24 protein-coding genes are annotated in these 25,765 nt (G+C 35.6%); 16 read left to right on the top strand and 8 right to left on the bottom strand.

The genetic code is table 11. The features are described from left to right. Nucleotides 1-14: 14 nt before the first annotated feature. Nucleotides 15-389, bottom strand: a complete 375-nt coding sequence (locus VL047_RS10450; protein ID WP_325360342.1) for an iron chaperone — start codon at nt 387-389, stop codon at nt 15-17. 644 nt (nt 390-1,033) lie between these two features. Here VL047_RS10450 and VL047_RS10445 point away from each other — a divergent pair. The 4 genes from VL047_RS10445 (at nt 1,034) to VL047_RS10430 (ending at nt 7,163) form a co-directional block, all read left to right on the top strand. After that, nucleotides 1,034-1,639 (top strand): TlpA disulfide reductase family protein, encoded by a 606-nt coding sequence (locus tag VL047_RS10445; RefSeq protein ID WP_325360340.1) that lies wholly within the window; start codon nt 1,034-1,036, stop codon nt 1,637-1,639. A 167-nt stretch (nt 1,640-1,806) separates the two neighbouring features. After that, nucleotides 1,807-2,985: a PepSY domain-containing protein gene (locus tag VL047_RS10440; protein ID WP_325360338.1), complete on the top strand. Its 1,179-nt coding sequence runs from the start codon at nt 1,807-1,809 to the stop codon at nt 2,983-2,985. A gap of 652 nt (nt 2,986-3,637) precedes the next feature. Next, nucleotides 3,638-5,809, top strand: a complete 2,172-nt coding sequence (locus VL047_RS10435) for a glutamine synthetase III (protein ID WP_325360336.1) — start codon at nt 3,638-3,640, stop codon at nt 5,807-5,809. 49 nt (nt 5,810-5,858) lie between these two features. Then, the gene (locus VL047_RS10430; RefSeq protein ID WP_325360334.1) at nt 5,859-7,163 is read left to right on the top strand and encodes an ammonium transporter; all 1,305 of its coding nucleotides are present in this window, start codon (nt 5,859-5,861) and stop codon (nt 7,161-7,163) included. A 64-nt stretch (nt 7,164-7,227) separates the two neighbouring features. Here VL047_RS10430 and VL047_RS10425 read toward each other — a convergent pair whose 3' ends face one another. Beyond that, the gene (locus tag VL047_RS10425; RefSeq protein ID WP_325360332.1) at nt 7,228-8,868 is read right to left on the bottom strand and encodes an NAD+ synthase; all 1,641 of its coding nucleotides are present in this window, start codon (nt 8,866-8,868) and stop codon (nt 7,228-7,230) included. A 140-nt stretch (nt 8,869-9,008) separates the two neighbouring features. Between VL047_RS10425 and VL047_RS10420 the strand changes: the two genes are divergently transcribed. Continuing rightward, nucleotides 9,009-9,692 carry a phosphoribosylaminoimidazolesuccinocarboxamide synthase gene (locus VL047_RS10420; protein WP_325360330.1) on the top strand — a complete coding sequence of 228 codons (684 nt, stop codon included), beginning with the start codon at nt 9,009-9,011 and terminating at the stop codon, nt 9,690-9,692. Between the two features lie 9 nt (nt 9,693-9,701). On the opposite strand, the gene VL047_RS10415 is transcribed toward VL047_RS10420, so the two are convergent. Both VL047_RS10415 and VL047_RS10410 read right to left on the bottom strand, forming a co-directional pair. Further along, on the bottom strand, nt 9,702-11,126 hold the full coding sequence (locus tag VL047_RS10415; protein WP_325360328.1) for an MFS transporter: 1,425 nt from the start codon (nt 11,124-11,126) through the stop codon (nt 9,702-9,704). A 9-nt stretch (nt 11,127-11,135) separates the two neighbouring features. Beyond that, nucleotides 11,136-11,576, bottom strand: a complete 441-nt coding sequence (locus tag VL047_RS10410; RefSeq protein WP_325360326.1) for a GNAT family N-acetyltransferase — start codon at nt 11,574-11,576, stop codon at nt 11,136-11,138. 217 nt (nt 11,577-11,793) lie between these two features. On the opposite strand from VL047_RS10410, the gene VL047_RS10405 reads away from it, so the two are divergent. From VL047_RS10405 to VL047_RS10355, 11 genes are all read left to right on the top strand, one after another. Then, nucleotides 11,794-13,728 carry an FTR1 family protein gene (locus tag VL047_RS10405; RefSeq protein WP_325360324.1) on the top strand — a complete coding sequence of 645 codons (1,935 nt, stop codon included), beginning with the start codon at nt 11,794-11,796 and terminating at the stop codon, nt 13,726-13,728. A gap of 150 nt (nt 13,729-13,878) precedes the next feature. Continuing rightward, entirely contained in the window at nt 13,879-14,235 is a 357-nt protein-coding gene (locus VL047_RS10400) for a DUF4260 domain-containing protein (protein WP_325360322.1), read from the top strand. 83 nt (nt 14,236-14,318) lie between these two features. Beyond that, a complete protein-coding gene (locus VL047_RS10395; protein ID WP_325360320.1) occupies nt 14,319-15,197 on the top strand; it encodes a helix-turn-helix transcriptional regulator in 879 nt (292 codons plus the stop codon). Between the two features lie 13 nt (nt 15,198-15,210). Then, nucleotides 15,211-15,636 (top strand): DUF983 domain-containing protein, encoded by a 426-nt coding sequence (locus VL047_RS10390; RefSeq protein WP_325360318.1) that lies wholly within the window; start codon nt 15,211-15,213, stop codon nt 15,634-15,636. Nucleotides 15,637-16,123: 487 nt separating this feature from the next. Next, nucleotides 16,124-16,657, top strand: a complete 534-nt coding sequence (locus VL047_RS10385; RefSeq protein WP_325360316.1) for a YceI family protein — start codon at nt 16,124-16,126, stop codon at nt 16,655-16,657. A 2-nt stretch (nt 16,658-16,659) separates the two neighbouring features. Continuing rightward, nucleotides 16,660-17,598, top strand: coding sequence for a ring-cleaving dioxygenase (locus tag VL047_RS10380; protein ID WP_325360314.1), 939 nt, complete (start codon nt 16,660-16,662; stop codon nt 17,596-17,598). A gap of 7 nt (nt 17,599-17,605) precedes the next feature. Then, nucleotides 17,606-18,223, top strand: a complete 618-nt coding sequence (locus tag VL047_RS10375; protein ID WP_325360312.1) for an alpha/beta hydrolase — start codon at nt 17,606-17,608, stop codon at nt 18,221-18,223. Between the two features lie 91 nt (nt 18,224-18,314). Beyond that, a complete protein-coding gene (locus VL047_RS10370) occupies nt 18,315-18,899 on the top strand; it encodes a Crp/Fnr family transcriptional regulator (protein ID WP_325360310.1) in 585 nt (194 codons plus the stop codon). 84 nt (nt 18,900-18,983) lie between these two features. After that, nucleotides 18,984-19,502, top strand: a complete 519-nt coding sequence (locus VL047_RS10365) for a hypothetical protein (protein ID WP_325360308.1) — start codon at nt 18,984-18,986, stop codon at nt 19,500-19,502. A gap of 29 nt (nt 19,503-19,531) precedes the next feature. Then, on the top strand, nt 19,532-20,455 hold the full coding sequence (locus VL047_RS10360; RefSeq protein ID WP_325360306.1) for a ClpXP adapter SpxH family protein: 924 nt from the start codon (nt 19,532-19,534) through the stop codon (nt 20,453-20,455). A 2-nt stretch (nt 20,456-20,457) separates the two neighbouring features. Further along, nucleotides 20,458-20,961, top strand: a complete 504-nt coding sequence (locus VL047_RS10355) for a VOC family protein (protein WP_325360304.1) — start codon at nt 20,458-20,460, stop codon at nt 20,959-20,961. Between the two features lie 4 nt (nt 20,962-20,965). Here the strand turns inward: VL047_RS10355 and VL047_RS10350 are convergent, their stop codons facing one another. The 4 genes from VL047_RS10350 to VL047_RS10335 all read right to left on the bottom strand — a co-directional run bounded on the left by VL047_RS10350 (nt 20,966) and on the right by VL047_RS10335 (nt 25,598). Further along, entirely contained in the window at nt 20,966-22,363 is a 1,398-nt protein-coding gene (locus VL047_RS10350; protein ID WP_325360302.1) for an APC family permease, read from the bottom strand. 51 nt (nt 22,364-22,414) lie between these two features. After that, nucleotides 22,415-24,283: an Nramp family divalent metal transporter gene (locus VL047_RS10345; protein ID WP_325360300.1), complete on the bottom strand. Its 1,869-nt coding sequence runs from the start codon at nt 24,281-24,283 to the stop codon at nt 22,415-22,417. Nucleotides 24,284-24,374: 91 nt separating this feature from the next. Further along, nucleotides 24,375-24,914 (bottom strand): 5' nucleotidase, NT5C type, encoded by a 540-nt coding sequence (locus tag VL047_RS10340; protein WP_325360299.1) that lies wholly within the window; start codon nt 24,912-24,914, stop codon nt 24,375-24,377. A 24-nt stretch (nt 24,915-24,938) separates the two neighbouring features. Continuing rightward, nucleotides 24,939-25,598 carry an ABC transporter ATP-binding protein gene (locus tag VL047_RS10335; RefSeq protein ID WP_325360297.1) on the bottom strand — a complete coding sequence of 220 codons (660 nt, stop codon included), beginning with the start codon at nt 25,596-25,598 and terminating at the stop codon, nt 24,939-24,941. Nucleotides 25,599-25,765: the final 167 nt, after the last annotated feature.

Genomic DNA, 25,765 nt, shown 5'->3' with positions numbered 1-25,765 from the left:
GCAAGTGTTCATACTCAAGTTATTTTTCCGCTTTTTTTATCTTTTTCCTTATTAGCATTATAAAGTACGATATCTTCTATCAGCCTTTTAGGAAGAGTCTTATCTAACGGGAACTGAATAGCACCTTTGCTTGTTTTGTAAATTTGTAATTCAGACTCGAAGTGTATGATAGCATCGGGACCAGGATACACACCTAAATGGTTTTTGAATAAAGCAAAGTGAATTAGATTGCCATTATAACGAAATGTTGGCATCATATAACTAATGGTCTCTATCGTATCAAGTGGTGCCACATGCCGAATGATATGAAGGATTTCCCATAGGATGCTCTGCTTTTCATTTTCAAAGCTTTCAATATATTGTTCAATTGTTGAGAAAGTTCTGTTCATATCTTGGATTGACGCTTTGTTAAGTTCCCTAACTCAAATATAATGAATTATAACATTTGAATGATTCTTGTCCGAATGTATCAAATTGATGGCATTATGACTTAAATGTTATTTATTAATTAGATTTGTATGATATATTATATTGGACAATGAACAAGCATCTTCCATCTTTATACAATCAGATTAAAGCAGCAGTGCTCTTGCTTTGTCTTTTTTTTATGATGGTAAATACGTGTCCGGTCAGGAGTTTGTTAACAAGTGCTTCTTTTTCAATTGAGAGAACTTTGCAACAGTCAGGTAATGCGAGTGCTTTTGTTAGTACCTGTCCTCTTGAAGGGAGAATAACTCAGGCTACTTTATTAGATATATCCAAGCTGGATAATAATAACAGTTTGCCACTTCCTTTTATTTTAACATTATTAAATATATATCTATTTGCCTCAATATTAAATACACGGCAAGGTTTTTTCATTGAGTATCGAGATCCGTTTTTTCTTGATAATATAGCGTTGTTTTTAAAAAATAGATCTATCCTTATATAATACCTTCTCGTTATTTCTCCATTTTACTATTTAAGAATAATGAATTAAACCTAAGAGTGTTTCTCTCTTGTAATGATATTTAATTATATAATGCACACAGTAATGAGTTTAAGAAATAAAATATCCCTATCAAATTTTTTTACCGGAATTCTTGTAGTTTTTGTATTAGCTATGCTATTTAGTCCCAGTTTTAAAGGAGTTGTCATGCAAAACCTAATGAAAATTGGGTTATTTCAACCAAGCATACCTGATGGGCCAACAGTAGAGGTGGCTGCAGAAATCAATACAGCTACTCATAACCGGGAAATACTATTTAAAAATATGAATGATGAGGTTATTGAACTTTCCGACCAAAAAGGAAAGGTAGTCTTTATCAATTTTTGGGCAACATGGTGTCCTCCTTGTATCGCTGAAATGCCAACTATTAATAAACTTTATTCAAGTTTTAGAGATAATGAGAATGTTATGTTTATGATGGTTGATGTCGATAATGACCCAATCAAATCTCAAAAATTTATGGATAAGAGAAAATTTGATTTGCCTGTTTATACACCAGCGAGCCCCATACCTTCATCATATATGGGGGGAGCGATACCAACTACGTTAGTTCTTAATAAATATGGACAAGTAGTTTTTAAACATGAAGGAATGGGTGATTTCTCCAATGCAGAATTTAAAGACTTTGTTAATCAGTTAATTGAAGAATAGGGAATAGATAACTGCTGAAAAAGGTTTTTGATTTTTGATTTAGCTTCTTGTTTAGAATAATTTTAAATAATTCTTGTTTAGAATAGTTATAAATAATACATTTGTGGCGTTAGGCTAGCTAGTTCACAAAACCAATAAGAAACATATTATCATTCATTCAAGTACCTATGAAAGCTAAAACAATAAAAAGATGGTTTGATATTCATAAATGGACAAGCTTGATATGTACTGTATTTCTTTTGATGTTGTGTATTACTGGACTACCTTTGATATTTACAGAAGAAATCGATCATCTCTTAGAAGACGAAATAGAACTTTCTGAGCTCCCTGCCGAATCTCCAGAATTTTCAAAAGATGCTGTACTTCAAAAAGCTATGGAGCATATTCCTGGAAAAGAAGCAAAGTATATCTTTTGGGATCCGGAACACCATCCAAATCAGATGTTTGTTACATTAGCTGATTCATCTGAAGCTCCTATTGAAGCGGATCATTATTTAACGATGGATGAACGAACTGCTACAGTTCTTGAAGCTCCACCAAATGAAATGACTTTTATGTTGCTAATGTATTATCTACATGTAGAAATGCTTGCAGGTATTCCAGGTAAGCTCTTTTTAGGGTTAATGGGGACTCTTTTTATTGTAGCAATTATTTCCGGCGTGGTTCTGTATGGACCAATTATGAAGCGTTTTGATTTTGGAATGATAAGAACGGAAAAATCAAAGCGTTTGAAATGGTTGGATTTGCACAATTTGCTAGGAATTGTAACATTAGCTTGGGTATTTGTTGTAGGGATTACGGGTGTTATTAATACATTGGCAGATCCTGCATTGGAGATGTGGCGATCTGGACAGTTAGCCGAAATGGTATCTGAATATAAAGATAAACCTAAATTGGAAGGTAAATTAAGTTCTCTTGATGCTGCTCTTGAAAAAGCTAGGGAAGCTGCGCCGGAAATGGAGGTCTCTTTTGTGGCTTATCCTGGTACTTTGTATTCAAGTAGTCATCATTATGCAGTCTATATGATAGGGACTACTCCCTTGACTTCAAGAATTATAAAACCAGCACTGATAGATGCTGAGACCGGAGAGTTTACTGATATGAGAGATCTGCCATGGTACTTGAATACTATCTTTATTTCTCAACCTTTTCACTTCGGAGATTATGGTGGTCTTCCAATGAAGATTATATGGGTAATATTTGATCTAGCTACTATTATTGTATTGATTTCCGGACTATATCTTTGGATTGCCCGACGTAAAGCCAAAGCTGCTCAGTTGAAGCGAGTTTTGGATAATTTTGAATCACTCACTCTATCAACAGTTGAAGAAGAAAATGCCAACTAAAAACTATTCTAATAAAATTTGGAATATGCCTATTCTCTTGGCAGTTCTTACAACAATCGGACTATTATCGGCTATAATGGGATTAGGCTTATGGCACGTTATCTCTTGGATAGCCCTCTCCATCCCTCTTTGGATCATGTGTAGACACGGGGTGAAGTTTTATAAATAGGTAGAGTATTTTAATTTGATTGCTGCCTTATTGATTCCTGCCTTATTGAAGTTGGTCGAGAAAATCTGACGATTCATTACTAACCTTTTCTTGGCTTATCTGCTTATTAACCATTATCAATTTTTGATAATGCAGTTTCCTGTTTTTTATACTTTCCTTCCTTTTTGCCTTATTTTGATATTTATTGAGTAAATATTATCGTTAAAATTCAATTTAACATGCTTTTGGTTGGATGTGCTTAATAATTTTCTTGTTTTTATAAATATTTTGAGTTTTATTCTGTTGAATGCTCATATTTATAATATTTTTTAGTTTAATAATGTGTGATTTAGATTATATATGATGTTTTTAAGACTATATTTTGTATATTTTTAGATAAAAATGCATTTTAATTAAAGAATTATTATGAAATAAAATATTTTAGTGTATTTTTATCAAGAAAAACAAACTATAATAGAATATTTACTAATAATTACATGTAAAATGACAAAAAACAGAGTTCAAGCTTTGCAAACTGTCTTAACAAGGACAGTTCCTGAGATTAAACAGCCATCTGATAAAATTTCAGACTTTTATGCATCGAATGTTTTTAATAAAACTAAAATGTTAGCTTTTCTGTCAGAAGAGGATCATGACACGGTATTGAATTCTATAGAAAGTGGCCCTTCTATTAGTAGAGATGTTGCAGATAAAATATCAGCAGCTATGAAGGCTTGGAGTATGAGCAAAGGAGTTACGCATTACACTCACTGGTTTCAACCCCTTACTGGATCTACTGCAGAAAAACATGACTCTTTTTTTGAGCCTGATTCGGATGGCAATGCTATTGAGAAATTCTCAGGAAATGCGTTAGTGCAACAAGAACCAGATGCTTCAAGTTTTCCTAATGGTGGAATCAGGAGCACTTTCGAGGCTCGTGGATACACTGCATGGGATCCATCTTCCCCAGCTTTTATTTTCGGAAAAACATTGTGTATTCCAACTGTATTTGTTTCATATACAGGAGAAGCATTAGATTATAAAGCTCCTTTATTAAAAGCTTTATCTATTATGGATAAGGCTGCTACAGACGTTTGTCATTATTTCGATAAGGATATTAAGAAAGTGAGCGCTTCTTTAGGAATAGAACAGGAGTACTTTCTTGTAGATATTGCTTTATTTAATGCAAGGCCGGATTTATATTTAACAGGAAGAACCTTATTCGGACATGAATCTGCAAAAGGCCAACAATTAGAAGATCATTATTTCGGATCTATTCCTGAAAGGGTCTATGCGTTCATGCAGGATTTCGAAACGGAAGCTCTAAAGTTGGGCATACCTCTAAAAACTCGTCATAATGAGGTTGCACCTTCACAATTCGAATGTGCCCCAGTTTACGAAGAAATCAACTTAGCTATCGATCATAACCAGCTATTAATGGATGTGATGGATAAGGTAGCCAGAAGACATCATTTTAAGGTTTTATTACACGAAAAACCATATGCAGGTGTCAATGGTTCAGGTAAGCATAACAACTGGTCCTTGATTACAGATACAGGTAAGAATTTGTTATCACCAGGAAAAACACCCAAGAATAACTTAATGTTTCTCGCTTTTTTAGTGAACACTATTAAAGCCATTTATGAGCATGCGGATTTACTGAGAGCATCCATTGCATCTGTAAGTAATGATCATCGCTTAGGTGCAAACGAAGCTCCACCCGCCATTATATCTATTTTTCTTGGAGAGCAATTAAATGATATTTTGGATGAGATTGAAACATCTAAGATATCCAATAAAATAAAAGAAGCGGAGATCTTGCATAGTATTCCAAAGATTCCACAAATCCTTTTAGATAATACTGACCGTAATCGTACTTCGCCCTTTGCTTTTACAGGAAATAAGTTTGAATTAAGAGCAGTGGGTTCTTCTGCAAACTCATCTAATCCCATGACAATTTTGAATATGATTGTTGCAGAGCAATTGATCAAATTTAAGGCAGATGTAGATGAATTGATTAAGAAAGGCGATCAAAAGGAGATAGCCCTTTTAACAATTATCAAAAAGTACATTAAGGAATCTAAGAATATCCGCTTTGAGGGCAATGGTTATAGCGAAGAGTGGGCTGCTGAAGCAGAAAAACGTGGCTTGCAAAATATCAAAACTACTCCTAGAGCTTTAGATTCTTTGGTGTCAGAAAAGACCGAAAAGATATTTGAGGCGACTGGTGTATTTACTAAAAGGGAAGCGCATGCAAGACATGAGATTCTTTTAGAAACGTATTATAAAAAGCTGCAGATTGAGGCTCGTATTATTTGTGAATTGGTAACAAATATGATTATTCCATCAGCTATAAAGTACCAATCCGATATCATTAATAATGTAAAAGGCTTAAAAGATATCGGTTTTGATAAAGATTCATATGAGGCCCAAATACTCATTATTGAAGAGTTATCTAAGCATATCAATTTCATTAAAAAGAATGTTTATGAGATGATCGAAGAGAGAAAAAAGGCTAATGTGATTAAAGATAGCCGGGAGAAAGCAATTGCATACGATGAGAAAGTTAAAGCATATTTCGATCCGATCAGATATCATGTAGATAAGTTGGAATTATTAATTGATGATGCTATCTGGCCATTGCCGAAATTCAGAGAACTACTATTCATAAAATAAGCATTTCAAATTCACAAGGTTCAATATATACTTAATTAATTAGCGAAAAATGAAAAAATATGTACCATTCGGAGCCCTACTTATCGCACTTATTATAGCATTAGTATCTCCAGCAACAGAAGTAACAACAATGACGGAAGGCACTATTGATACAGGCGATACGGCCTGGTTGTTAATGTCGGCTGCGCTTGTATTGTTGATGACACCAGGGTTAGCCTTCTTTTACGGAGGTATGGTCCGCAAGAAAAATGTAATTTCAACCATGCTACAGAGTTTTGTCTGTATGGGTTTGATAACTATTTTATGGGTGGTTTTTGGATTTAGTTTAGCCTTTGGAGATGATATTGGCGGAATTGTAGGAAACCCTTCAACATTCTTCATGATGAAGGGTATGCTCGGCAATAATGTCTGGCCTGCAATGCCAACTGTGCCTATCGCACTGTTTGCTATGTTTCAGTTAAAATTTGCAGTTATCACACCTGCTTTAATTACAGGAGCATTTGCAGAAAGAGTTCGTTTTAATTCTTACTTGATTTTTATTACACTGTTCATGATTTTTATTTATTCGCCATTAGCACATGCGACGTGGCATCCATCAGGTTTATTAGCCGGAATAGGTGTTTTAGATTTTGCAGGAGGAACGGTAGTACATATGTCTGCAGGCTGGGCCGCGTTAGCTTCTGCATTATACCTTAAAAAAAGAACAGAGACTACACATTCTCCTGCCAGAATAAGTTATGTTATTTTAGGAACTGGCTTACTTTGGTTTGGATGGTTTGGATTTAACGCAGGATCTGCAGGAGGAGCTAACGGGCTTGCTGCATCCGCATTTGCTACCACCACTACAGCATCAGCCGCTGCAGCTATGGCATGGATATTCTTTGATATCCTGAGAGGTAAAAAACCTTCAGCTATGGGCGCTTGTATTGGAGCTGTTGTAGGTTTAGTTGCCATCACCCCTGCTGCAGGATATGTTACAATTCCACATTCGTTGGTGATTGGTATTGTTGCAGCAGTTATTAGCAATCTTGTTTCTCTTTGGAGAACCCGTAAAGGAATAGATGATACGCTTGATGTTTTTCCATGTCATGGGGTAGGAGGTATGGTAGGTATGCTTTTAACAGGTGTATTTGCAACTAGTTCTGTAAACGGTGCGGTTACGACTAATGGTTTGTTTTTTGGTGAAACCGGATTATTCAGTGCTCATGTGATAGCCTTGGTTGCAGTTTCACTCTTTGCATTTTTTGGTTCATTGTTGCTACTTAAAATAACAGATTCGATCAGTACATTAAGGGTTTCTGATAATGCAGAGTTGGTTGGCTTAGATAAGAGTCAACACGATGAAGAATTATAGTTTTTAATTGGTTAGTTAGGTTTGTTCAAAAAGGTTGCCTTAATTAGGCAGCCTTTTTTACTCTCTAAGAAAGATATTTGGCTACAATAGGCATCCTTCTACCCATCCCGAATGCCTTAGGAGAAACTCGTAAGATTGGCGCTGTTTGATGTCTTTTAAACTCTGCTGAGTTGACCATCTTTATTACTCTCTTAACAAGCTCTTCTTGAAAGCCTTGTTCAACGATTGCATCAGAACTTTTCTTTAATTCAACATACTGTAAGAGAATTTTGTCTAATTGATCATAATCAGGAAGTGAATCTGAATCTTTTTGATCTGGCCGAAGTTCTGCTGAAGGAGGTTTCGCGATTGAATTTACAGGGATTACGATACCATCTTTATTTATAAATTGAGCTAATTGGTAGATCTGAGTTTTATAAACATCACCAATCACAGCTATTGCACCACACATATCACCGTATAGTGTACCATAACCCACTGCACATTCACTTTTATTTGAAGTATTAAGTACAATATATCCGAATTTGTTAGACATTGCCATAACAAGTATTCCTCTAACCCTGGCTTGTATATTTTCTTCCGCTATATTAAAAGGCAAACCTTGAAAAGCCGGAGCGAGCATATTATCAAATGCATCTGTTGCTTCTTTTATAGGTATGATTTCATGCCTGCAACCTATATTATTAACCAAGTCCATCGCATCATCAATAGAATGGTCTGTAGAATATTTTGAGGGCATTAATACAGCCATTACATTTTCCGGACCTAGTGCACGACAAGCTAACGCACACACAACTGCAGAGTCTATTCCTCCTGATAAGCCAAGTACAGCTTTCTTGAATCCTGATTTATCAAAATAATCTTTTATGCCTAAAACTAGTGCATCATGAATTTGCGCAATATCAGGTACTATTTGATGGTTTATAGGATTTAAACCCTGTAGTTTGTTATCAGTAAATTCATATATCTTAAAATCTTCTTTGAAATACATCATTTCATCCAGTAAATTTCCATCCTTGTCAAAAGCCAAAGAGCCACCATCAAAGATAATTTCTGTTTGTGCCCCAACCTGATTTACATATAAAAGTGGCAGCTGATAGTGTTTAGCACTTTTTGATAAAGTTTCTACCCGTTCATCATCATGTAGATAAGAGAATGGGGAGGCTGCAATATTGATCATCAAATCAGGTTTCTGTTTGATCAGCTCATCCATTGGGTTCGATATATACAAGGGATTGCTGTTGATATTCCATAAGTCCTCACAAATTGTTAGTGCAATTTTTTTACCTTTAAACTCAATGCAATTAAAGCTTATTGCGGGCTCAAAGTAGCGGTATTCATCAAATATATCATAGTTAGGTAGAAGCGCCTTTTTAATAATATTTCTTACATTTCCTTCCTCAATAAAGTAAGCTGCATTATATAGATCTTTGCCTGCAGATTGCTCGTTTTTTATAGGTATCCCAATAATACATGCAATTCCGAAGGTGTGTTTAGCAATTTCCTCTGCTGATTTTTCACAAAGGTCAATAAATTCATCAAACTCTAAGAAATCATGAGCAGGGTAACCACACACAGCCAACTCAGCAAAAACAACAAGATCCGCGCCTTCATTTTTTGCTCTGATAATATAATCTATGATCTTCTTCGTATTATAAGCAAAATCTCCAATTGTGTAGTTAAGTTGTGCCAGCGTTATTTTCATTTGTATATGATTTGGTATCAGTTTATGAACAACAGTATAAACCCTTTGTTTCCTTATTTTAAGATAAGCTAATTTCCGTCAAAATTAATATACTTCAGGAATTATATTAATTTTGACGCTTACAAATTTATACTATTCTTATGAAGCTGATTTATAGAGGTAAAACTAAAGACGTTTACAGTTTGGGTGAAAATGAAGTGTTATTAAAGTTCAAAGATGACGTTACCGGTACTGACGGTATATTTGATCCTGGCGCAAATACAGTAGGCTTAACAATTGTAGGTGCAGGCAAATCCGGATTGAAAATGACTAAACATTTCTTCGAATTATTAGAAGCTAACAATATTGCTACCCATTATGTATCTGCGGATCTAAACGAAGTGAGTATGATTGTGAAGCATGCTGATGTATTAGGGAAGGGTTTAGAGGTAATCTGCAGATATAGAGCGGTTGGAAGTTTTTATAGAAGATATGCTGCTTATTGTGATGAAGCACAAAGGTTAAATGCCCTTGTTGAAGTTACTATTAAAGACGATGAACGAGGGGATCCTGTGATATCTGAAGATACATTAGCAATGTTAGGAATACTAACTAACGATGCTTATCAGGAAGTGAAAGCCTTAACCAGAAAAATATGTGATTTAATCAAATCTGAATTGGCCAAAAAAGGATTGGATCTTTATGATATTAAGCTGGAGTTTGGTAAAAATAAATCAACCGGAGAGATCATGTTGATTGATGAAATATCCGGTGGAAATATGCGCGTCTATAAAGATGGCGAATACATTGTACCTTTAGAGTTAGAAAGATATTTCTTAGGTTAGAATTATTTCTCATCTTTTACTGATCCTTTTTTTTCTTTTCCAAGTAAATAAAAGTAGAAAGAAAGTTGTGAAAGGTGCTAAAGCAAAAATACCAAATAACCAGGTGGCAGCATTTTGAGTTCCAGCTAAGCCTCCTGGTTCTATTAAACCCGTAAGATTTACCACTAAACCTGCAAATGCAGTTGCAATAGCAGTAGATAAAAGTTGTACTGTAGTGATTGAGGCTGAAGCTTTTTCACCTTCATCCTTTGGTGCAAAAGTTAAAACACGAGTTAATAAATGTGGCCAACCTATTCCAATCCCCATTCCAATCATAAGCAGGCAAATAGAGATCAGGATAAAGAATACTGTATGAGAAAGATCTTGAGAGGGCATAATTAGTGATAATCCACATATTCCGATAAAAAGACAGCTGAGTCCCATAAGAATACTGACCCGTACCTTATTCAATGAAATACCTGAAAAAAGGATAGAAGCAGTGGTCCAACCCACAGCAATAAGAACTGTGAGATAGCCAGCTAAAAGTGGAGAATATTGATGAATCACTTTGAAAAAGTAAGGAATATAAATTTCGACTGCCGTACTGCTATTTATTAGTGCAATGACAAGATATGTTGCTCCCAGAGTTTTGGTAAGATCATAACTTCCACGTGGTAATAATCGATTGTTAGCTTTCTTATCTAACTTTACTGTCCAGAAAAGTAGTATGCCTGCGATTAAAATACTACCCACATTCAAAATTATATGCTGGCTGGCGGCTCCGCCTGATACAGTTAATGCAGCTAGGGTAATTAACATAAGTTGCATCCAGGGGAGAGATGCTTTCTCATCTATAACCGCCAGTTTCTTTGGCAATATCCTCTCTGTCAGAAATAATAAACTCATTGCAATTACCGCTAACGTAACAAATGCCATACGCCAATGGCTGTATTCCGCAAAAACACCCCCAATAAATGGACCTATGAATGTTGCTACACCCCACATCGCTGAAATTAAAGCCATTGCTCTCGGCCAGAAACGTTTTTCAAAAACCTCATTAACCATTGCATAGGATAGGGCAAACAACAGTCCGCCTCCTATGCCTTGTATAAATCTTCCTATTAAAAATACATACATATAAGGGGCTATGGCACATAATAATGCACCACTTGTAAAAAGAAATATGGCTCCCCGATAGCTTGTTCTGGGTCCATTTTTTAATAAGTTACGAGAAGATAATACTGAACCTATAATGGCTGCTACAACATAAGCAGTAGTTGCCCATGAATAGAATGCAAGTCCGCCGATATCATCAATAACAGATGGCATAATGGTAGTGGCTAGAAAAACATCTGTTGCATGTAATATGACCCCTGCTGCCAAGGCAATAGCCTTTAATCCGTTTTGGCCGCTAAATAATTCTTTCCAGGTTGCCTGTTTTGCAACTATATTCATTTGTGATTTTTATTTTTTATATTCCATTTTGTATAGGTCGAATCCCACAGCCCAGTAATTCTTTTCAACTTCTTTAAGTATGAATCCGTTTTTTTGGTAAAACTCATGTGTTAACTGCGTGGTTCTAACTGTGATTGTCTTTATCGTTTTCATCGAACTTAAAATACCTATTCTATATTTTAACAATAAAGTTCCATAACCTTTCTTTTGAAATTCTGGATGCAAAATGTCCCAGCTTATTATTCCAGTCGTCTTATCATTTTCAAAATTTATTCCTCCACAGCCTATTATTTCCTTGTTTACCTCGATAACATAGTACTTTTCAATCTCATTATTTAAATAATATACTAAATCCTTTTCCTCTTCAGGGGAGAAGTAAAGAGGCGTGTTCATTTTTAACAAGTTTATAACTTCAGCTTTATCAGAATCCTTATATTCTTTAATTAACATTTTAAATTTCACCCTTGTTTATAATTGAGAATCTCAATATAAACAAACATTTATTATAGGCTATAAACTATTATTAACTATTTAATAATGTTTGATATATTATTTTTAATCATTCTAAATAGTTATATCTTTGTTCATATTTCTTAAAGCTTGCCTTATTGCTAACAACAAAAAAGACAGGTGGTTATTCGTAGAATAATTGCTAGATTCTTATAAAATGAACTTCTCTAGAATTGCACTTTTGCTTTTTATTCTTTTTTTGGTTAATCCTTTTAATGCTTCGGCTCAAACCGGTGTAAATGAAAAGGAAGCTAGAACCTTAGTGACTTTGTTAGATTACATTGCAAAAGATTATGAAGGTGCGGTAGCAGATGGTAAAATTATCAACCAAGCTGAGTTTGAAGAGATTTCTGAATTTACACAAACTTGCATTACCTATCATGAGAACCTTAACCCACAGGTTAATAATCCAGCCTTTAAGAAGCTAAGATCGGAATTAGAAAAGTTGAAAACGTTGATTCAAACTAAAGCTGATCAAAATGCAATAGAAATTCAAGCCAGAGATATAAAGGAAAAGATATTAGGCTTGGGTCTTATAAAGGTAACACCCGATCAATGGCCTGACCTGAAGTCGGGAATGATGATTTATAACGATAACTGTCAATCCTGTCATGGTACCCAGGGGAAAGGGGATGGTATTCTTGCGGCGAGTTTAGATCCCGGACCTACTAATTTTCATGACCCCGCTACGCTAAAGAATCTTACAGCCGTACAAGCCTATAATGTTGCAAAGTTAGGATTAGAGGGTACAGCAATGCGTTCTTTTACGGAACTTTCAGAAGCAGAATTATGGGATGTTTCTTTTTACATTATGTCGCTTAGTCATCAAGAAGCTGACGGTAAATTAGCAAACTTACCTTCCGGAATTAACTTGGATAGTGTTAGTAAATGGACGGATAAGCAACTGGAAACTAGCTTGGCGAAAGCGAATCCAGAGATTACACTTAGTCAAATCCGTCATTATGAACCAGAGCGTGTTCAGCCACTTGACATCGCTTCTAAGAACCTGAATGCTTCTTTGCAGGCTTACTTAGATAACGATAAAAGACGGGCACAGCAATTGGCCTTGAGTTCTTACCTTGAGGGTGTTGAGATTGTAGAAAACACATTAAAAGCAGTTGATAAAGACATTGTTATTACCATTGAAAAGGCAATGCTAGCTTATCGGAATGCCTTAAAGGGTAATGATGAGTCATTGGTTCGATCAACCTATAGCGATGTAAATGAGTTAATTATAAAAGCTCAGGGAGCTCTTGATAATAATTCTTATTCATTTGGTTTTACTTTTTGGGCTGCTTTGTCTATACTTTTAAGAGAAGCCTTAGAAGCACTGCTTATTATTATAGTTATCTTAAGTATTCTTCGGCCGCTGAAGATTAAAAAGGCTATAAAATTTCTTCATTTTGGCTGGATAGCCGCACTTGTAATCGGTGTAATTAGCTGGTTTTTTGTAGATCAGCTTGTGAAAATCAGTGGTAGCAGTCGTGAAATGATGGAAGGAGTAGGCTCCTTAATTGCTGTGTTTGTTCTCATATATATGGGTACTTGGCTCCATAGTAAATCTGAGGTTAAAAAATGGAAGGAATTTATTGAAGTTAAAATTAATAAGATATCAAAATCTGGGAATTGGTGGGGATTAATGATTTTCTCATTCATAGTTGTATTCCGGGAAGTCTTTGAAGTTATACTTTTCTTAACGGCACTTAAACTGGATGTTCCGGAAGGCAACGGTTCTCCAATAGGTTGGGCTTTATTAAGCTCGACAATCATTATTATTGCGTTTACAATATTGATGATGTACTATTCAAAACGTATACCTATTAAACAGATCTTTAAAATTTCTGCTTTTACCATGGCAATTCTTGCGATTGTTTTAGTAGGAAAAGGTTTTTCTGCTTTGCAAGAAGCTGGTATTATTGGGATGAACATGGTAAGTGATTGGCTCCGTTTTGAACCATTAGGAATTTATCCAACCGTGCAATCTTTAACCGCACAAATACTTACCATCTTACTAACGATTGCTTTGTGGATCTATGCTGATCGTCCAAAACGAGTAATATCTACTGTCAAATCTGAAAACCAGAATAATTAAACTATTACACCTTTTTTAACACACAATGGAACTTATTGCTTGAAAAAATAGAAGCTAGGTAAATTCTTGATGCTTAGTTTTTAGCTGTACAGTGGTCAAACAGTGATTAGAATTCAATATTATATCTATTTTTAGGTTCAAATTCAAAATATGAACAATTTAATTAAGTTAGAATACATTGCTTTATTTATTTTCTCAATTTTCTTATTCAGTCATACTGACTTTGCATGGTGGTGGTTTTTGTTGCTGATATTAGCACCTGATCTCAGTATGTTAGGTTACCTAGTAGGTCCACAAACAGGTGCCGTTCTTTATAATCTATTCCATCATCTGGCTCTTGCTTTAATTGTACTTTGTCCGGGATGGCAAAGTGGGAATGACTGGATTTATCTTTCCGGAATAATCCTATTTGGGCACTCAAGCATGGATCGAGCTTTTGGATATGGATTAAAATACCCTGACTCGTTTCAACATACACATCTGGGATGGATTGGTAAATCAGCTTAATTGCTATGAAAAGTAAATAGTACCACACTAACTGCCAGAACTACCATGATGTTATCATAGTTAAACGTATTTTTGTATTAGAAATGAGACACAGCATTCCTATACTTGAAATATGTACACTATCTGGAATGAGAAATTCGGATATCGTGGTAGAGAGGTTTTCTTCATATCTCAAAAGGCATAAGAATATCCATTCTTCGCACCGCCATAATTTTTATCACATGGTGTTCTTTACAAAGGGCTCGGGTTTTCATTCTATAGACTTTAATAAGTTCAAAATTCAGCCCTTTCAGATTTACTTTATGATTCCTGGACAGGTGCATAGTTGGAATTTTGATGGTGATGTGGATGGCTATGTAGTTAATTTTACCGCAGAGTTTTTTCAATCCTTTTTGCTTCGAACAGATTATCTCGAGTCTTTTTCTTTTTTTAATGGTATTGCTGAGGATGGTGTAATTAATCTGAATGAAAATTTAGAAGCGCCGGTGCAAGATCTATTTGAAGATTTGATTACTGAAAGCAGTGTTGATAATTCTTTGCAAAAGGATATCATGAAGGTAATCTTATTGCGGTTATTTTTATTGCTAAAACAACAGAATCTGAAGAAAGATATCTTTCAGCAACCAAGCTATACCTTGTTAAGGAATTTTCAGAAGCTTATTGAAAAACATTATACTGAATTACGATTACCAAAGGAGTATGCAGACCTATTATTTGTGACTCCGAACCATTTGAATGCACTTTGTAAAACTGTTACCGGACTGCAAGCAGGGGAGTTAATCAGGAATCGAATTCTTCTTGAAGCAAAGAGGTTGCTTGTAAATCAGGATATGAGTATAACAGAGATTTCGAATGTATTAAACTTTAATGATAACTCATATTTTACTAAGTTCTTTAAAAAGCAGGTAGGGATTACGCCAGAAGAATTTAGAAGGAATGTAGTTGATCGATCTCATAATTAATGAAATTATAATAATGGAAAATAAAGAAGAAGTTGGCCAATGGTATGCACTTGTACATGCGAAATGTGCAAGATGCCGGAAAGGCAGAATGTTTGAACCGGGAGTATTCAAACAAAAAATGTTTATTCGGTGCGAGTATTGTGATCTGTTTTACGAACGTCACCCTGGTTATTTTTATGTGGCGATGTACGTTAGCTATGCCTTGAATGTGGCAGAAGTTATTGCTCTCGCGATAGCCACCTTTGTTTTATCAGGTGGATCGGAGAATGTTTGGTTGTATTTAGCAGTTATATTAACTTTTACAATTTTGTTGGCGCCTTTCAACTTCTGCTACTCCAGAGTTTTACACATGCATTTTCTTGATCCGGGTTTGAAATATCAGCCTGATATTGCTGAACAGGCACATCAAATTAAAAATGAGAAGAGCGTTTTGAGATAATGATGGCATATTAGCCATCATTAAAGCTGATAACCAATAGTAAAGAGGTTTTAACTGAAACACCGTAACCTGCTACATTTAAACTATTTTTTTCCAACTTCGGAAAAGCGAACATCTGATTTTGGTATAATTAGTCCGGCACCTAAACCTGTTTCTAATGTTAATGATGTTTTCTGTGAGCGGGCAACCCAGATATCATCATAACGTGGTCGGCCACGTGCAACAACGTCTTTTAAGATGAAGTCATAACCCGTTCCTTTAAAGTGGCAAGAAGCTTTTTTCCGCGCTTCGAAAGTAGTTATTCCTTGTCAAGTCAAAGTAAGATTTATGAATATGATTTTTTATATGGAGTCTAGTATTATTCTCTTAATACTGTGATCTATATCAATGGCATTACTTAATGTATGTCATTGGAGTAGATAACCTTTCTGCCTTACATTTGTAGTGTATAAGAAATAATATATTAACAAATAAAAACAGAAAAATTATGTCAAACATTAAATGGGCTATTGACCCAACACACAGTGAGGTTACTTTTAAAGTGAAACATCTTATGATTACTACTGTAACAGGTCATTTTAAAAAATTTGATTTGGAAGTAGAAACTGAAACAGATGATTTTAACTCAGCTAAGAAAATAGAATTTTCAGCGGATATCAATTCCATCGATACCGGTAACGAACAACGTGATGCGCATTTAAAATCGGCAGATTTCTTTAATACTGACGAAGAAGCACAAATATTATTCTCAGGTAAAAGTTATAAGGTTGACGGCGACGAAGGTGAACTTTCAGGAGATCTTACAATCAGAGGGATTACAAAGCCTTTTACATTTAAGATTGAATATGGTGGAACGGTTGTAGATCCTTATGGGCAAACTAAGGCTGGTTTTACTATTTCAGGTAAATTGAGTCGTAAAGAATTTGGTTTAACATGGAATGCAGTAACTGAGGCAGGAAGTGTGGTAGTTAGCGATGATGTTAAATTAAACGCTGAAATCCAATTAATAAAACAAGCATAAAAATGGAAGATAGAGTTTTAGGATTGCATCACATCACAGCAATAGCTGGAAATGCACAAAGAAATTATGATTTTTATACCAAAATATTAGGTCAACGATTGGTAAAAAAGACTGTCAATTTTGATGATCCTAAGACCTATCATTTCTACTTTGGCGATGAAATAGGAAGTCCGGGGACTATTCTTACTTTCTTTCCTTGGGAAGGGGTGAGACAAGGCAGAAACGGAGCTGGTATGGCCACTGATATCGGTTATGCTGTCCCGGAAGGCAGTTTGGAATTCTGGGAAGAACGCTTTAAAGAATTTAAGGTAGAAACAGGAAGGTTAGGTGAGAGGTTTGGTGAATTATATTTGCCATTTCAGGATTATGATGGATTAAATCTCGAGTTGATAGTTCCGAACAAGGAAGATAGCAGAAAGCCTTGGGAGACAGAAGATCTAAAAGCAGCTGTAGCAACAAGAGGTTTTCATAATGTTACTTTAACTTTGAGAAATGTGCAACCAACTGCTGATATATTAACAGACGTGTTTGGTTATAAATTCCTTAAGCAAGAGTCTAATCGCTATCGTTTTATAACTGATGCGGTCGAAAATGCAGCTATTGTAGACATATTGGAGGTGCCACAAGCTGTAGCAGGAATTAATGCTGGAGGAACAAACCATCACATAGCTTTTCGTGTTAAAGATGATGCTGTCTTGATGGATTATCGCGAGAAGGTTCTTAGCAGAGGTTTACAGATTACATCAAAAATTGACCGTGATTATTTCTTCTCTCTGTATTTCAGGGAGCCGGGTGGAGTATTATTTGAAATCGCGACAGAGAACCCTGGTTTTGCAATCGATGAGTCTGTAGATCACCTTGGAAGTGGTTTAAAGCTGCCAAAACAATATGAAGGTTACAGATTGGAAATTGAACAAGGATTACCTTCATTGAATCAATAAAAAAAATATGCATACACAACAGATAGTACATGGAGGCTTAGATTTGAGTCAAGCCAAAAAGGCCTTGATAATGACACATGGCCGAGGAGGGAATGCTAGTGATATACTTTCACTTGCCCAATCACTTCATGTAGAAAACTATGCATTGCTGGCCCCACAAGCAATGCATAATACTTGGTATCCATATTCTTTTATGATGCCACCCTCTAAAAATGAACCTTGGTTATCGTCTGCAATCGATGTATTAAAAGGAGTGGTTGAGGAGGTTATGAAAGAAGGTATTACTACAGAAAATATTTACTTTCTTGGTTTTTCGCAAGGAGCTTGCTTAACCCTTGAATTTATTACACGGAACGCTACAAAATGGGGCGGAGCAGTAGCTTTCTCGGGCGGTCTGATTGGTGATAAAGTTTATATGGAAAACTACAAAGGTAATTTTGCTGAAACACCTGTTTTCATTAGTTGTGGTGATTTCGATCCACATATTCCACTAGAAAGAGTGCATGAATCGACGACTATATTAACAAATATGGGAGCTTCAGTAACTGAACAGATTTATGATAATAAAGGTCATTTCATTAGTCAGGATGAAGTCGACAGAGCTAACAAAATAATTTTTATCTGATAGGTTAATCATACTCCTTAATCGGGAAATTCAGTATCTTTATTTTTCATTAGATATTTTCACTGAAAGATATTAGACCACTGTCCCGACTATGTTTGAATTACTGCAACAGAAAATAACAGAAGTTGTTTCCATAAGCGACGAAGATTTCGAGTTTTGTAAAACTCTTTTTCAACCGAAGAAACTTCGTAAAAAAAGATTTATACTCGGCGAGGGTGATGTGTGTAAATACACGATCTTTTTAGAAAAGGGATTGTTGAGGTCTTTTAAAGTGGATGAGAAAGGTGCAGAACATGTTCTTCAATTTTCTTTAGAGGGGTGGTGGTGTGCCGATTTATATAGTTTTTTTACTGGTGTGCCGTCCAACTATAATATAGAAGCGTTGGAGGATTGTGAGCTCTTATTAATCACTAAGCCTTCCTGGGATATATTGTTAGAGCGAGTTCCTGCTTTAGAACGCTATTTCCGTATTCTAATTCAAAATAACCTTATCGTTACCCAAAGACGACTCATGGGCTCTTTTAGTGAAACAGCTGAAGAAAAGTATAATAATCTTATCCAAGCATTTCCAGATATTCTTCAAAGAGTTCCACAGCATATGATTGCTTCTTATATAGGTATTTCGCGAGAAACGTTGAGTCGTATTCGCGGACAGATGGCCATTCGTAAAGAATAGTGATATAGATCAACATCATTTTGTGGTTTAGGTCATCGAATCAGGAACAAAGTCACCGTACTTTTGTACTATAAAATAATAGAGATGATGGCAGTTAAACAAACAATCGCATTTATTGATGCTGCAGATGGATTATATACAGTTCTGGTGAAAAAATTGGCCGAAGCAAATTATCCATTGCTATTTATATCTAATGACGGACATAAATATCAGCAATTAACAGATCAGATTAAAAGTGAAAGTCCCAATGCCGATATATCAATTACAGATTGTGCAGAGGAAGGATGTTGGGAAGCAGATATTATTGCTCTTTTTGATAATACAACACTTGAGAAAAAACTTTTAGATCGCATAAGAGTTGTAGCTACTCAAAAGGTAGTGATTTATATTTCAACCATAAACACGACTAGTCCTACTTTAAATAAGGCAAAGGAATTGCAGCAAATGCTACCCAATTCAAAGCTTGTTCAGTTGTTCCATAATCCGGTGAGATTAGAACTTTTAGTTGCAGGTGCCAGCCAGGAAGCAATAGATCTTGTTTCAGTAATATTTGAAAATGCTGGCTTTACAATAACAGAGAAGGTTAAGAGTTTGAGGCATTAATTATATTAAGGTATTTAGCTATGATAATTATGAATAAAGAGAAGAATGATGCTCTGTTTTGTAATATAGAAACAGGGATTTGTGAAGTTCCAACAACACAATCGATAACTGAAGAGACTGATATTTCTTCAAAAGTAAAACCAATACGTGTTCTTTATTTTACTGACCCTATTTGTTCTTCATGTTGGGGAATAGAACCTCAATTGCGTAAATTGAAGTTAGAATACGGTGAGTATTTTGATATAGAATACCGAATGGGAGGCTTGCTTGCAGGATGGAATACTTATGGCGGAAGTGATGTTAGTAATCCAAACGATGTGGCTGTACATTGGGAAGAAGCCGGGGCCCATTATGAAATGCCTATAGATGGAGATGTTTGGATAGAAGATCCTTTATCATCTTCTTATCCACCTTCTATTGCCTTTAAAGCTGCACAGCTACAAGGAGGGGAGAAGGCTCTGGATTTTCTGAGAAGAATAAAAGAGATGGTATTTCTGGAAAAGAAGAACATTGAAAAATGGGAGAACCTAGAAGTTGCAGCCCATCAAGTTGGCTTAAATGTAGAACAATTTAAAATTGATTTTGCGGGAAAAGGCAAGGAATTGTTCGATCAAGATTTAGCATTGGCTGGCCAGTTGGGTGTGCGTGGCTTTCCTACTGTTTTCTTTACAGATGCAGATGATAATAGGTTTAAAGTATATGGTACCAAGCCTTATGAAAGCTATGAACAAGCATTGTTAAAATTATATCCAGAAGCTGTTAAGCAGTCTATCGATATAGATTTTGAAAATGTTTTTATCCATTATCCTACACTAACATCAAAGGAATTTGGGTTATTAACAAATAGGAGTAAAGGTGATGCAGAAGAGTTCTTAAAGGGATTGTATGAGCAAGGTAAAATAGGTAGATACGTTTCAAAGAACGGCGTATTATGGACTAAAAATAAGAATTAATTATGACAACTATAAAAGAGCAGGACTATGTAATGCCTGCACAAACACATATTGGTCATGTACATTTAAAAGTATCTGATATTGATAGGTCTCTCGGCTTTTACCGTGATCTATTGGGCTTTGAGCTTATTACTATGTACGGTGACCAAGCTGCATTTATTTCAGCTGGTGGGTATCATCATCATATTGGCTTAAATACTTGGCATAGCAAAGGATCCGGACCGGCTCCTTTACAGAACGTAGGATTATATCATACTGCAATTGTGTATCCAACCAGAAAAGACTTGGCTGCAATTCTGAACCGATTGATAAAGGCAGAATATCCATTATCGGGAGCAAGTGATCATGGTGTATCGGAAGCGATTTATTTAAATGACCCGGATGGTAACGGCGTAGAGCTTTATTGGGACAGACCTAAAGAAGAATGGCCTCATAATCACGATGGTTCAATTGTTATGTATACCAAATCATTGGATTTACGGAATCTATTATCAGAGCTTGAATAAAGATTTAATATCCTGATTCATCAGTTTTGATAAGTTTTCTTGCTTCTTTCTTCCAGTAATAATAAAAAGGTAATCCAGACAAGATCAACCCAATTCCGATAATAGATTTATTAGGTGACTCAAGGAAAGAAACGATTAACAATATCAGGCAGAAAACTACAAATATAATCGGGACAAAAGGGTATCCTAAGGTTTTATAAGGACGGTGTAAAGTTCGATCTTTGTAACGCAATAAAATTACTCCAAATACAATAAGGCCATAGAAAACAAATGCGGCAATCACGATTAAGTCTGTAAGGAGGTCGAACGAACCGGAAAAGACCAATAAACACGCCCAAATACATTGGTAAATTAATGCATTGGAAGGAGTATTATTTTTTGAATGGCACTTTGCAGCACCCTTAAAGAATAGTCCATTTTGGGCCATCGCATAATAAATCCTGGATGAAACTAATATGGTAGCATTTGTACAGCCAAATGTTGAAACAAGAATCATTGCACCAATAATAAACGCACCTCCATCCCCAAATAGCTTGTTTATTACTACAATCGCAGCGATGTTATTTTGATCCGCATTTACTGCCATAATCATTTCATCAATAGGCATTACATAGAGGTAGCTAAAATTAATAACGGCATATAATGCAATGATAAGCAGGGTGCCTATTATCATTGCTCTTGGTAATGTTCTTCGCGGGTTTTCAAGTTCCTCGCCAATAAAGCTTAAGGTAATCCATCCTTCATATCCCCAAAAGGCATTCCTCATGGCAATAACCATCGCGCCAAAAAAGCCTAAAAAAGTGAAGCCGGTAGCCGGATAGTGAACAGATACTTTTTCAAAGGTTTCCAGACTGCCAATACTGCTACTCAGTGCCAAGCAAGAAATAATTACAATGCATACAGTAATGATAAATGTGAAAACTAGACTTACATAGCCACCTTTTTTAGCCCCTTTTATATTTACAACTGTTAGTGAAATAATAAGTATAGATGCAAATAATTTGGCTCCAATGTTGTCAAAAGGCTGTATAATGCCAAAGAAAGTAATAGATTCAAGTTCAGGTGATAGATGCGGCAAACTAATAAAAGTGTTAATAGCACCCGCAAAGACAAAGGCTATAGATGAAATTGCAGCGGTTTGAATTACCGTAAAAGATGCCCAGCCATATAAGAAAGAGATTGTTTTGCCGTATATCTTTTCAAGCCAAGAAACCGGACCGCCAGAATCAGGAAATAGAGTTCCAAGTTCTGCAATACTCAATATCCCGAAGAGCACGATTAGGCCAGCAGAAATCCAGGCAACAATCACTAAAGTGGGAGAGTATAAGCCCTCTGCCATAGGGGCAACCTTCTTAAAGACCCCTGAGCCGATAATGGAGCTCATTACAATTATAATAGCCATTTTTAACCCGAATGACCGCAATAGGCCTGTTTGTGGAATGTCTTTCATTTATTATTGTGCTATAAATACGGGGATATTTACTCGATGCCTTAATCTATTTACGGTTTCTCCGTATATGAAATCTTTAATTCCTCGATGCCCATGGCTACCAACGATTAATATATCAGCTTTATTTTCTTTACAAATCTTTGTGATTGCGCGTACTCTATTTTCGTAGCTAAGATAGTATTTTGCCTCGTACCCTTTATCCTGAAATATTTTAAGATACTTTTCCATCCTCTCTTCATCGTGTCGTTTTTCATAGTCATCAGTATCTTCACCTATTATTCGTGATGTTGCACTTTCTACAATGTGGATTAAAATAAATTGAGCATTCGCTTGTGCAAGCATAAGGGCATACGCTACCACTTGTTTGTCAGAAATGGAATAATCTAATGCTAAAGCTATGCGTTGCAGTCCGGGTACTTTAACCTCATTTAATTCACTGAAAGGAGGGTGTACCTCAATATTAGGTTTTCTTTTGTTTTTCATCAATGGATAGATTATCGTCATGATTAATAAACCAAGCAATCCAAAGGCACCAATAAGTAAACCAAAAGTTGCCCATGAGTTATGAATGTCCTTTATCCAGTCAATAACTTCTTGGTATAATAACTGAAAATTAAGGAAAGAGATGATGGCGGCAATCAACCAGGAAATAACCTTTACTGGAAGCGAAATAGTGAATACACCCATCCTTTTTTTATCACTTACGAAATGAATCAATGGAATTACTGCAAAGGCGAGTTGCATGCTTAAAAGCACCTGACTAAATATAAGTAAGGGTCCAACCTGATCATCTCCGGCGATATAAATTACTAAAACGGCAGGAACGATCGCCAATAAGCGCGTCAACATTCTTCTAAGAACCGGACTTATTCGTAATCGTAAATATCCCTCCATTACTACTTGTCCAGCCAAGGTTCCTGTAACCGTGGAACTTTGTCCAGCTAATATAAGAGCTACAGCAAATAGACGTGGTGCCCATTCGCTTCCCAAAGTAGGAGCCAATAGCTTGTGAGCATCTTCTAAGTCTGCAATGTTATTCATGCCATTTTGATGAAAAGCAGAGGCTGCGAGAATCAGAATAGCAGCATTAATTAAAAAAGCCAGATTGAGAGCAATTGCGCTATCCCAAAAGTTATATTTTAAGGCTTTGCGGATTGATGCCTCATCACGATTAATTTTACGTGTTTGTACAAGTGCAGAATGCAGATATAGGTTGTGTGGCATTACAGTAGCACCTATAATACCTATGCTGATATACAAAGCTGCTTTATTAGGTATGGAGGGTATAAAACCCTGCATGATTGCCCCTACATCTGGCTTGGCAATGACCATTTCAACTAAAAAGCAGGCTCCAATCAGAAAAATTAAACTAACAATAAACATTTCCGTTTTACGCATACCCAGCCGTTGCAGATAAAGCAATAAGAAAGTGTCTAGAAAACTTATTCCTACTCCCCATAGCAAATCAAGTCCGAATAGAAGGTTTAACCCGATAGCCATGCCAAGTATCTCAGCCAGGTCGCAAGCTGCAATTGCAATTTCTGCTAAAAGATAGAGAATGAAATTCATTCCGCGAGGATAGGTTTCGCGGTTACATTGTGCTAAGTCTTTACCCCATACAATACCCAAGCGTGCTGAAAGACTTTGAAGTAGCAACGCCATGATGTTACTCATCAGTAAAACCCAAATTAGTGTATAACCAAATTGGCTGCCACCTGCCAGGTCTGTAGCCCAATTTCCTGGATCCATATAACCTACACTGATTAGGTAGGCAGGTCCAAAAAAGCCTAATACTTTTCTAAATTTTGATTTTGCATCGTGTACAGATATACTTTGATGTACATCGTTCAGTGATTTTTCCTGATTATTCACGCTACATGGTTGTTTTTCGTATGACGATAGTTTAAATATAATATTTAGTTATATTATATTCAGCGAATCAGAGGAATAATCTGAAAGATTTTTAGCGATCTTGTTTTAGCAAGGATAGTACTTCATCCCAGTTATTAGCTCGCGTGTGATGATTATAGCTAACATTATGGAAAGCGTGAAACATAATCGTTTTGCCGCTAAAGTTATCTAGGTTCTTTATGTGGTCATCAATCATATAATCTGTATTGATGATATTTTTATTTCCGCAGAAAATGATATTTTTCCAGCTTATAAAAGGGAAATGTTTATTTAGCCAAGTTAATTTTTCAGAAAGGCTTAATGGGAATTCCATTGCGGCTGATACGATATAGATCTCATAGTTTTCCATCAGTGTTTTAAGAGCTTCAACAGCACCATCCATTACAGGCACAGAAAGGAAAAAACCTTGAGTCCGGGCAAATTTTCTGATCAAACCTTTTTCAGGAAAGGCATTGTCTTCATTGCGACCTTGTAAATCCTCTCTTGTTATTTCGATCCCATAATCTCGTAAGTACCAACTTATAAATTGTGCTTCAACATCGGCAATAACACCATCCATGTCAATAGCGATTGTTTTTTTAATGTTTTCCATATGGTTTTATTCAAAATAGAATTGCTATTCTTCTTTAATATACCCTAAAGAAGCAATTTCTTGCATGTTTTTTACTAGATGTGTTTTCTGGTTGGCTAATAAATATAGATCATCGTTGATACCCACAATATGATTGTATAGGTGATCGGTTATTAAGAAACCTTTATTTACTTTTTCTTCGATAATTAGTTCCTTAATGCTTTCAATTAATAATGGAGTTAAATGTGAGAAAGGTTCGTCTAATAATACAAACTTTGAATTCGATTTTATTAGAACGTAACTTTCTACCAAGCGTCTTTGTCCACCGGAAAGTTGATTTATGGTACTATTATATTTTGTTTTAAAGTCTGTAAAATAGCTCTCGAAGAAAGAATATTCCAGCTCGAAGTCTGAAAATATTCTTTTTAAACGTAATTGTTTAGGAATATAATTGCTTTGAGGCAGATAACTTATTAGCTCTTCCCTTTTGTATGGTGTTTGAATATTCTGCTCGTTTAGTCGTATCGATTTATGATTAGGTATCAACGTTCCATAGATAATCCTAATTAGGCTTGTTTTTCCTGTTCCATTTCTTCCAATAAGTCCGGTTATCTTTCCTGTTTCACATTTAAGGTAAACATCAGACAATATTGTCTTTGAATTAAATTGCAGTTGAACACTATCTATTTCGAGCTTATTAATCACTAAATATGGGTGGTTAGAAGTAAAAGTATTGTAAATAATATAAACTCAACAAGCATCGTGCTTATCCATAAAAAAGATTTAGATAAACCTAGGTTAAGAAAATATAAAAAATTAGGATGTTTATAATTGTTGATATAACCAGCTACTATTAACGTAGTAAAGACCTT

It is taken from the genome of Albibacterium sp. (assembly GCF_035514885.1).
Classification (GTDB): domain Bacteria; phylum Bacteroidota; class Bacteroidia; order Sphingobacteriales; family Sphingobacteriaceae; genus Albibacterium.
This window is presented reverse-complemented; position numbering and strand designations above follow the sequence as displayed.

Bases quoted from the DNA above. Each gene is read 5' to 3' on its own strand.
- VL047_RS10365 (WP_325360308.1), top strand. From the start codon at position 18,984: ATGATGGCAGTTAAACAAACAATCGCATTTATTGATGCTGCAGATGGA.
- VL047_RS10400 (WP_325360322.1), top strand. From the start codon at position 13,879: ATGAACAATTTAATTAAGTTAGAATACATTGCTTTATTTATTTTCTCA.
- VL047_RS10405 (WP_325360324.1), top strand. From the start codon at position 11,794: ATGAACTTCTCTAGAATTGCACTTTTGCTTTTTATTCTTTTTTTGGTT.
- VL047_RS10445 (WP_325360340.1), top strand. From the start codon at position 1,034: ATGAGTTTAAGAAATAAAATATCCCTATCAAATTTTTTTACCGGAATT.
- VL047_RS10410 (WP_325360326.1), bottom strand. From the start codon at position 11,576: ATGTTAATTAAAGAATATAAGGATTCTGATAAAGCTGAAGTTATAAAC.
- VL047_RS10440 (WP_325360338.1), top strand. From the start codon at position 1,807: ATGAAAGCTAAAACAATAAAAAGATGGTTTGATATTCATAAATGGACA.
- VL047_RS10430 (WP_325360334.1), top strand. From the start codon at position 5,859: ATGAAAAAATATGTACCATTCGGAGCCCTACTTATCGCACTTATTATA.
- VL047_RS10375 (WP_325360312.1), top strand. From the start codon at position 17,606: ATGCATACACAACAGATAGTACATGGAGGCTTAGATTTGAGTCAAGCC.
- VL047_RS10355 (WP_325360304.1), top strand. From the start codon at position 20,458: ATGACAACTATAAAAGAGCAGGACTATGTAATGCCTGCACAAACACAT.
- VL047_RS10415 (WP_325360328.1), bottom strand. From the start codon at position 11,126: ATGAATATAGTTGCAAAACAGGCAACCTGGAAAGAATTATTTAGCGGC.
- VL047_RS10370 (WP_325360310.1), top strand. From the start codon at position 18,315: ATGTTTGAATTACTGCAACAGAAAATAACAGAAGTTGTTTCCATAAGC.
- VL047_RS10390 (WP_325360318.1), top strand. From the start codon at position 15,211: ATGGAAAATAAAGAAGAAGTTGGCCAATGGTATGCACTTGTACATGCG.
- VL047_RS10385 (WP_325360316.1), top strand. From the start codon at position 16,124: ATGTCAAACATTAAATGGGCTATTGACCCAACACACAGTGAGGTTACT.
- VL047_RS10395 (WP_325360320.1), top strand. From the start codon at position 14,319: ATGAGACACAGCATTCCTATACTTGAAATATGTACACTATCTGGAATG.
- VL047_RS10340 (WP_325360299.1), bottom strand. From the start codon at position 24,914: ATGGAAAACATTAAAAAAACAATCGCTATTGACATGGATGGTGTTATT.
- VL047_RS10435 (WP_325360336.1), top strand. From the start codon at position 3,638: ATGACAAAAAACAGAGTTCAAGCTTTGCAAACTGTCTTAACAAGGACA.
- VL047_RS10360 (WP_325360306.1), top strand. From the start codon at position 19,532: ATGAATAAAGAGAAGAATGATGCTCTGTTTTGTAATATAGAAACAGGG.
- VL047_RS10420 (WP_325360330.1), top strand. From the start codon at position 9,009: ATGAAGCTGATTTATAGAGGTAAAACTAAAGACGTTTACAGTTTGGGT.
- VL047_RS10350 (WP_325360302.1), bottom strand. From the start codon at position 22,363: ATGGCTATTATAATTGTAATGAGCTCCATTATCGGCTCAGGGGTCTTT.
- VL047_RS10425 (WP_325360332.1), bottom strand. From the start codon at position 8,868: ATGAAAATAACGCTGGCACAACTTAACTACACAATTGGAGATTTTGCT.
- VL047_RS10450 (WP_325360342.1), bottom strand. From the start codon at position 389: ATGAACAGAACTTTCTCAACAATTGAACAATATATTGAAAGCTTTGAA.
- VL047_RS10380 (WP_325360314.1), top strand. From the start codon at position 16,660: ATGGAAGATAGAGTTTTAGGATTGCATCACATCACAGCAATAGCTGGA.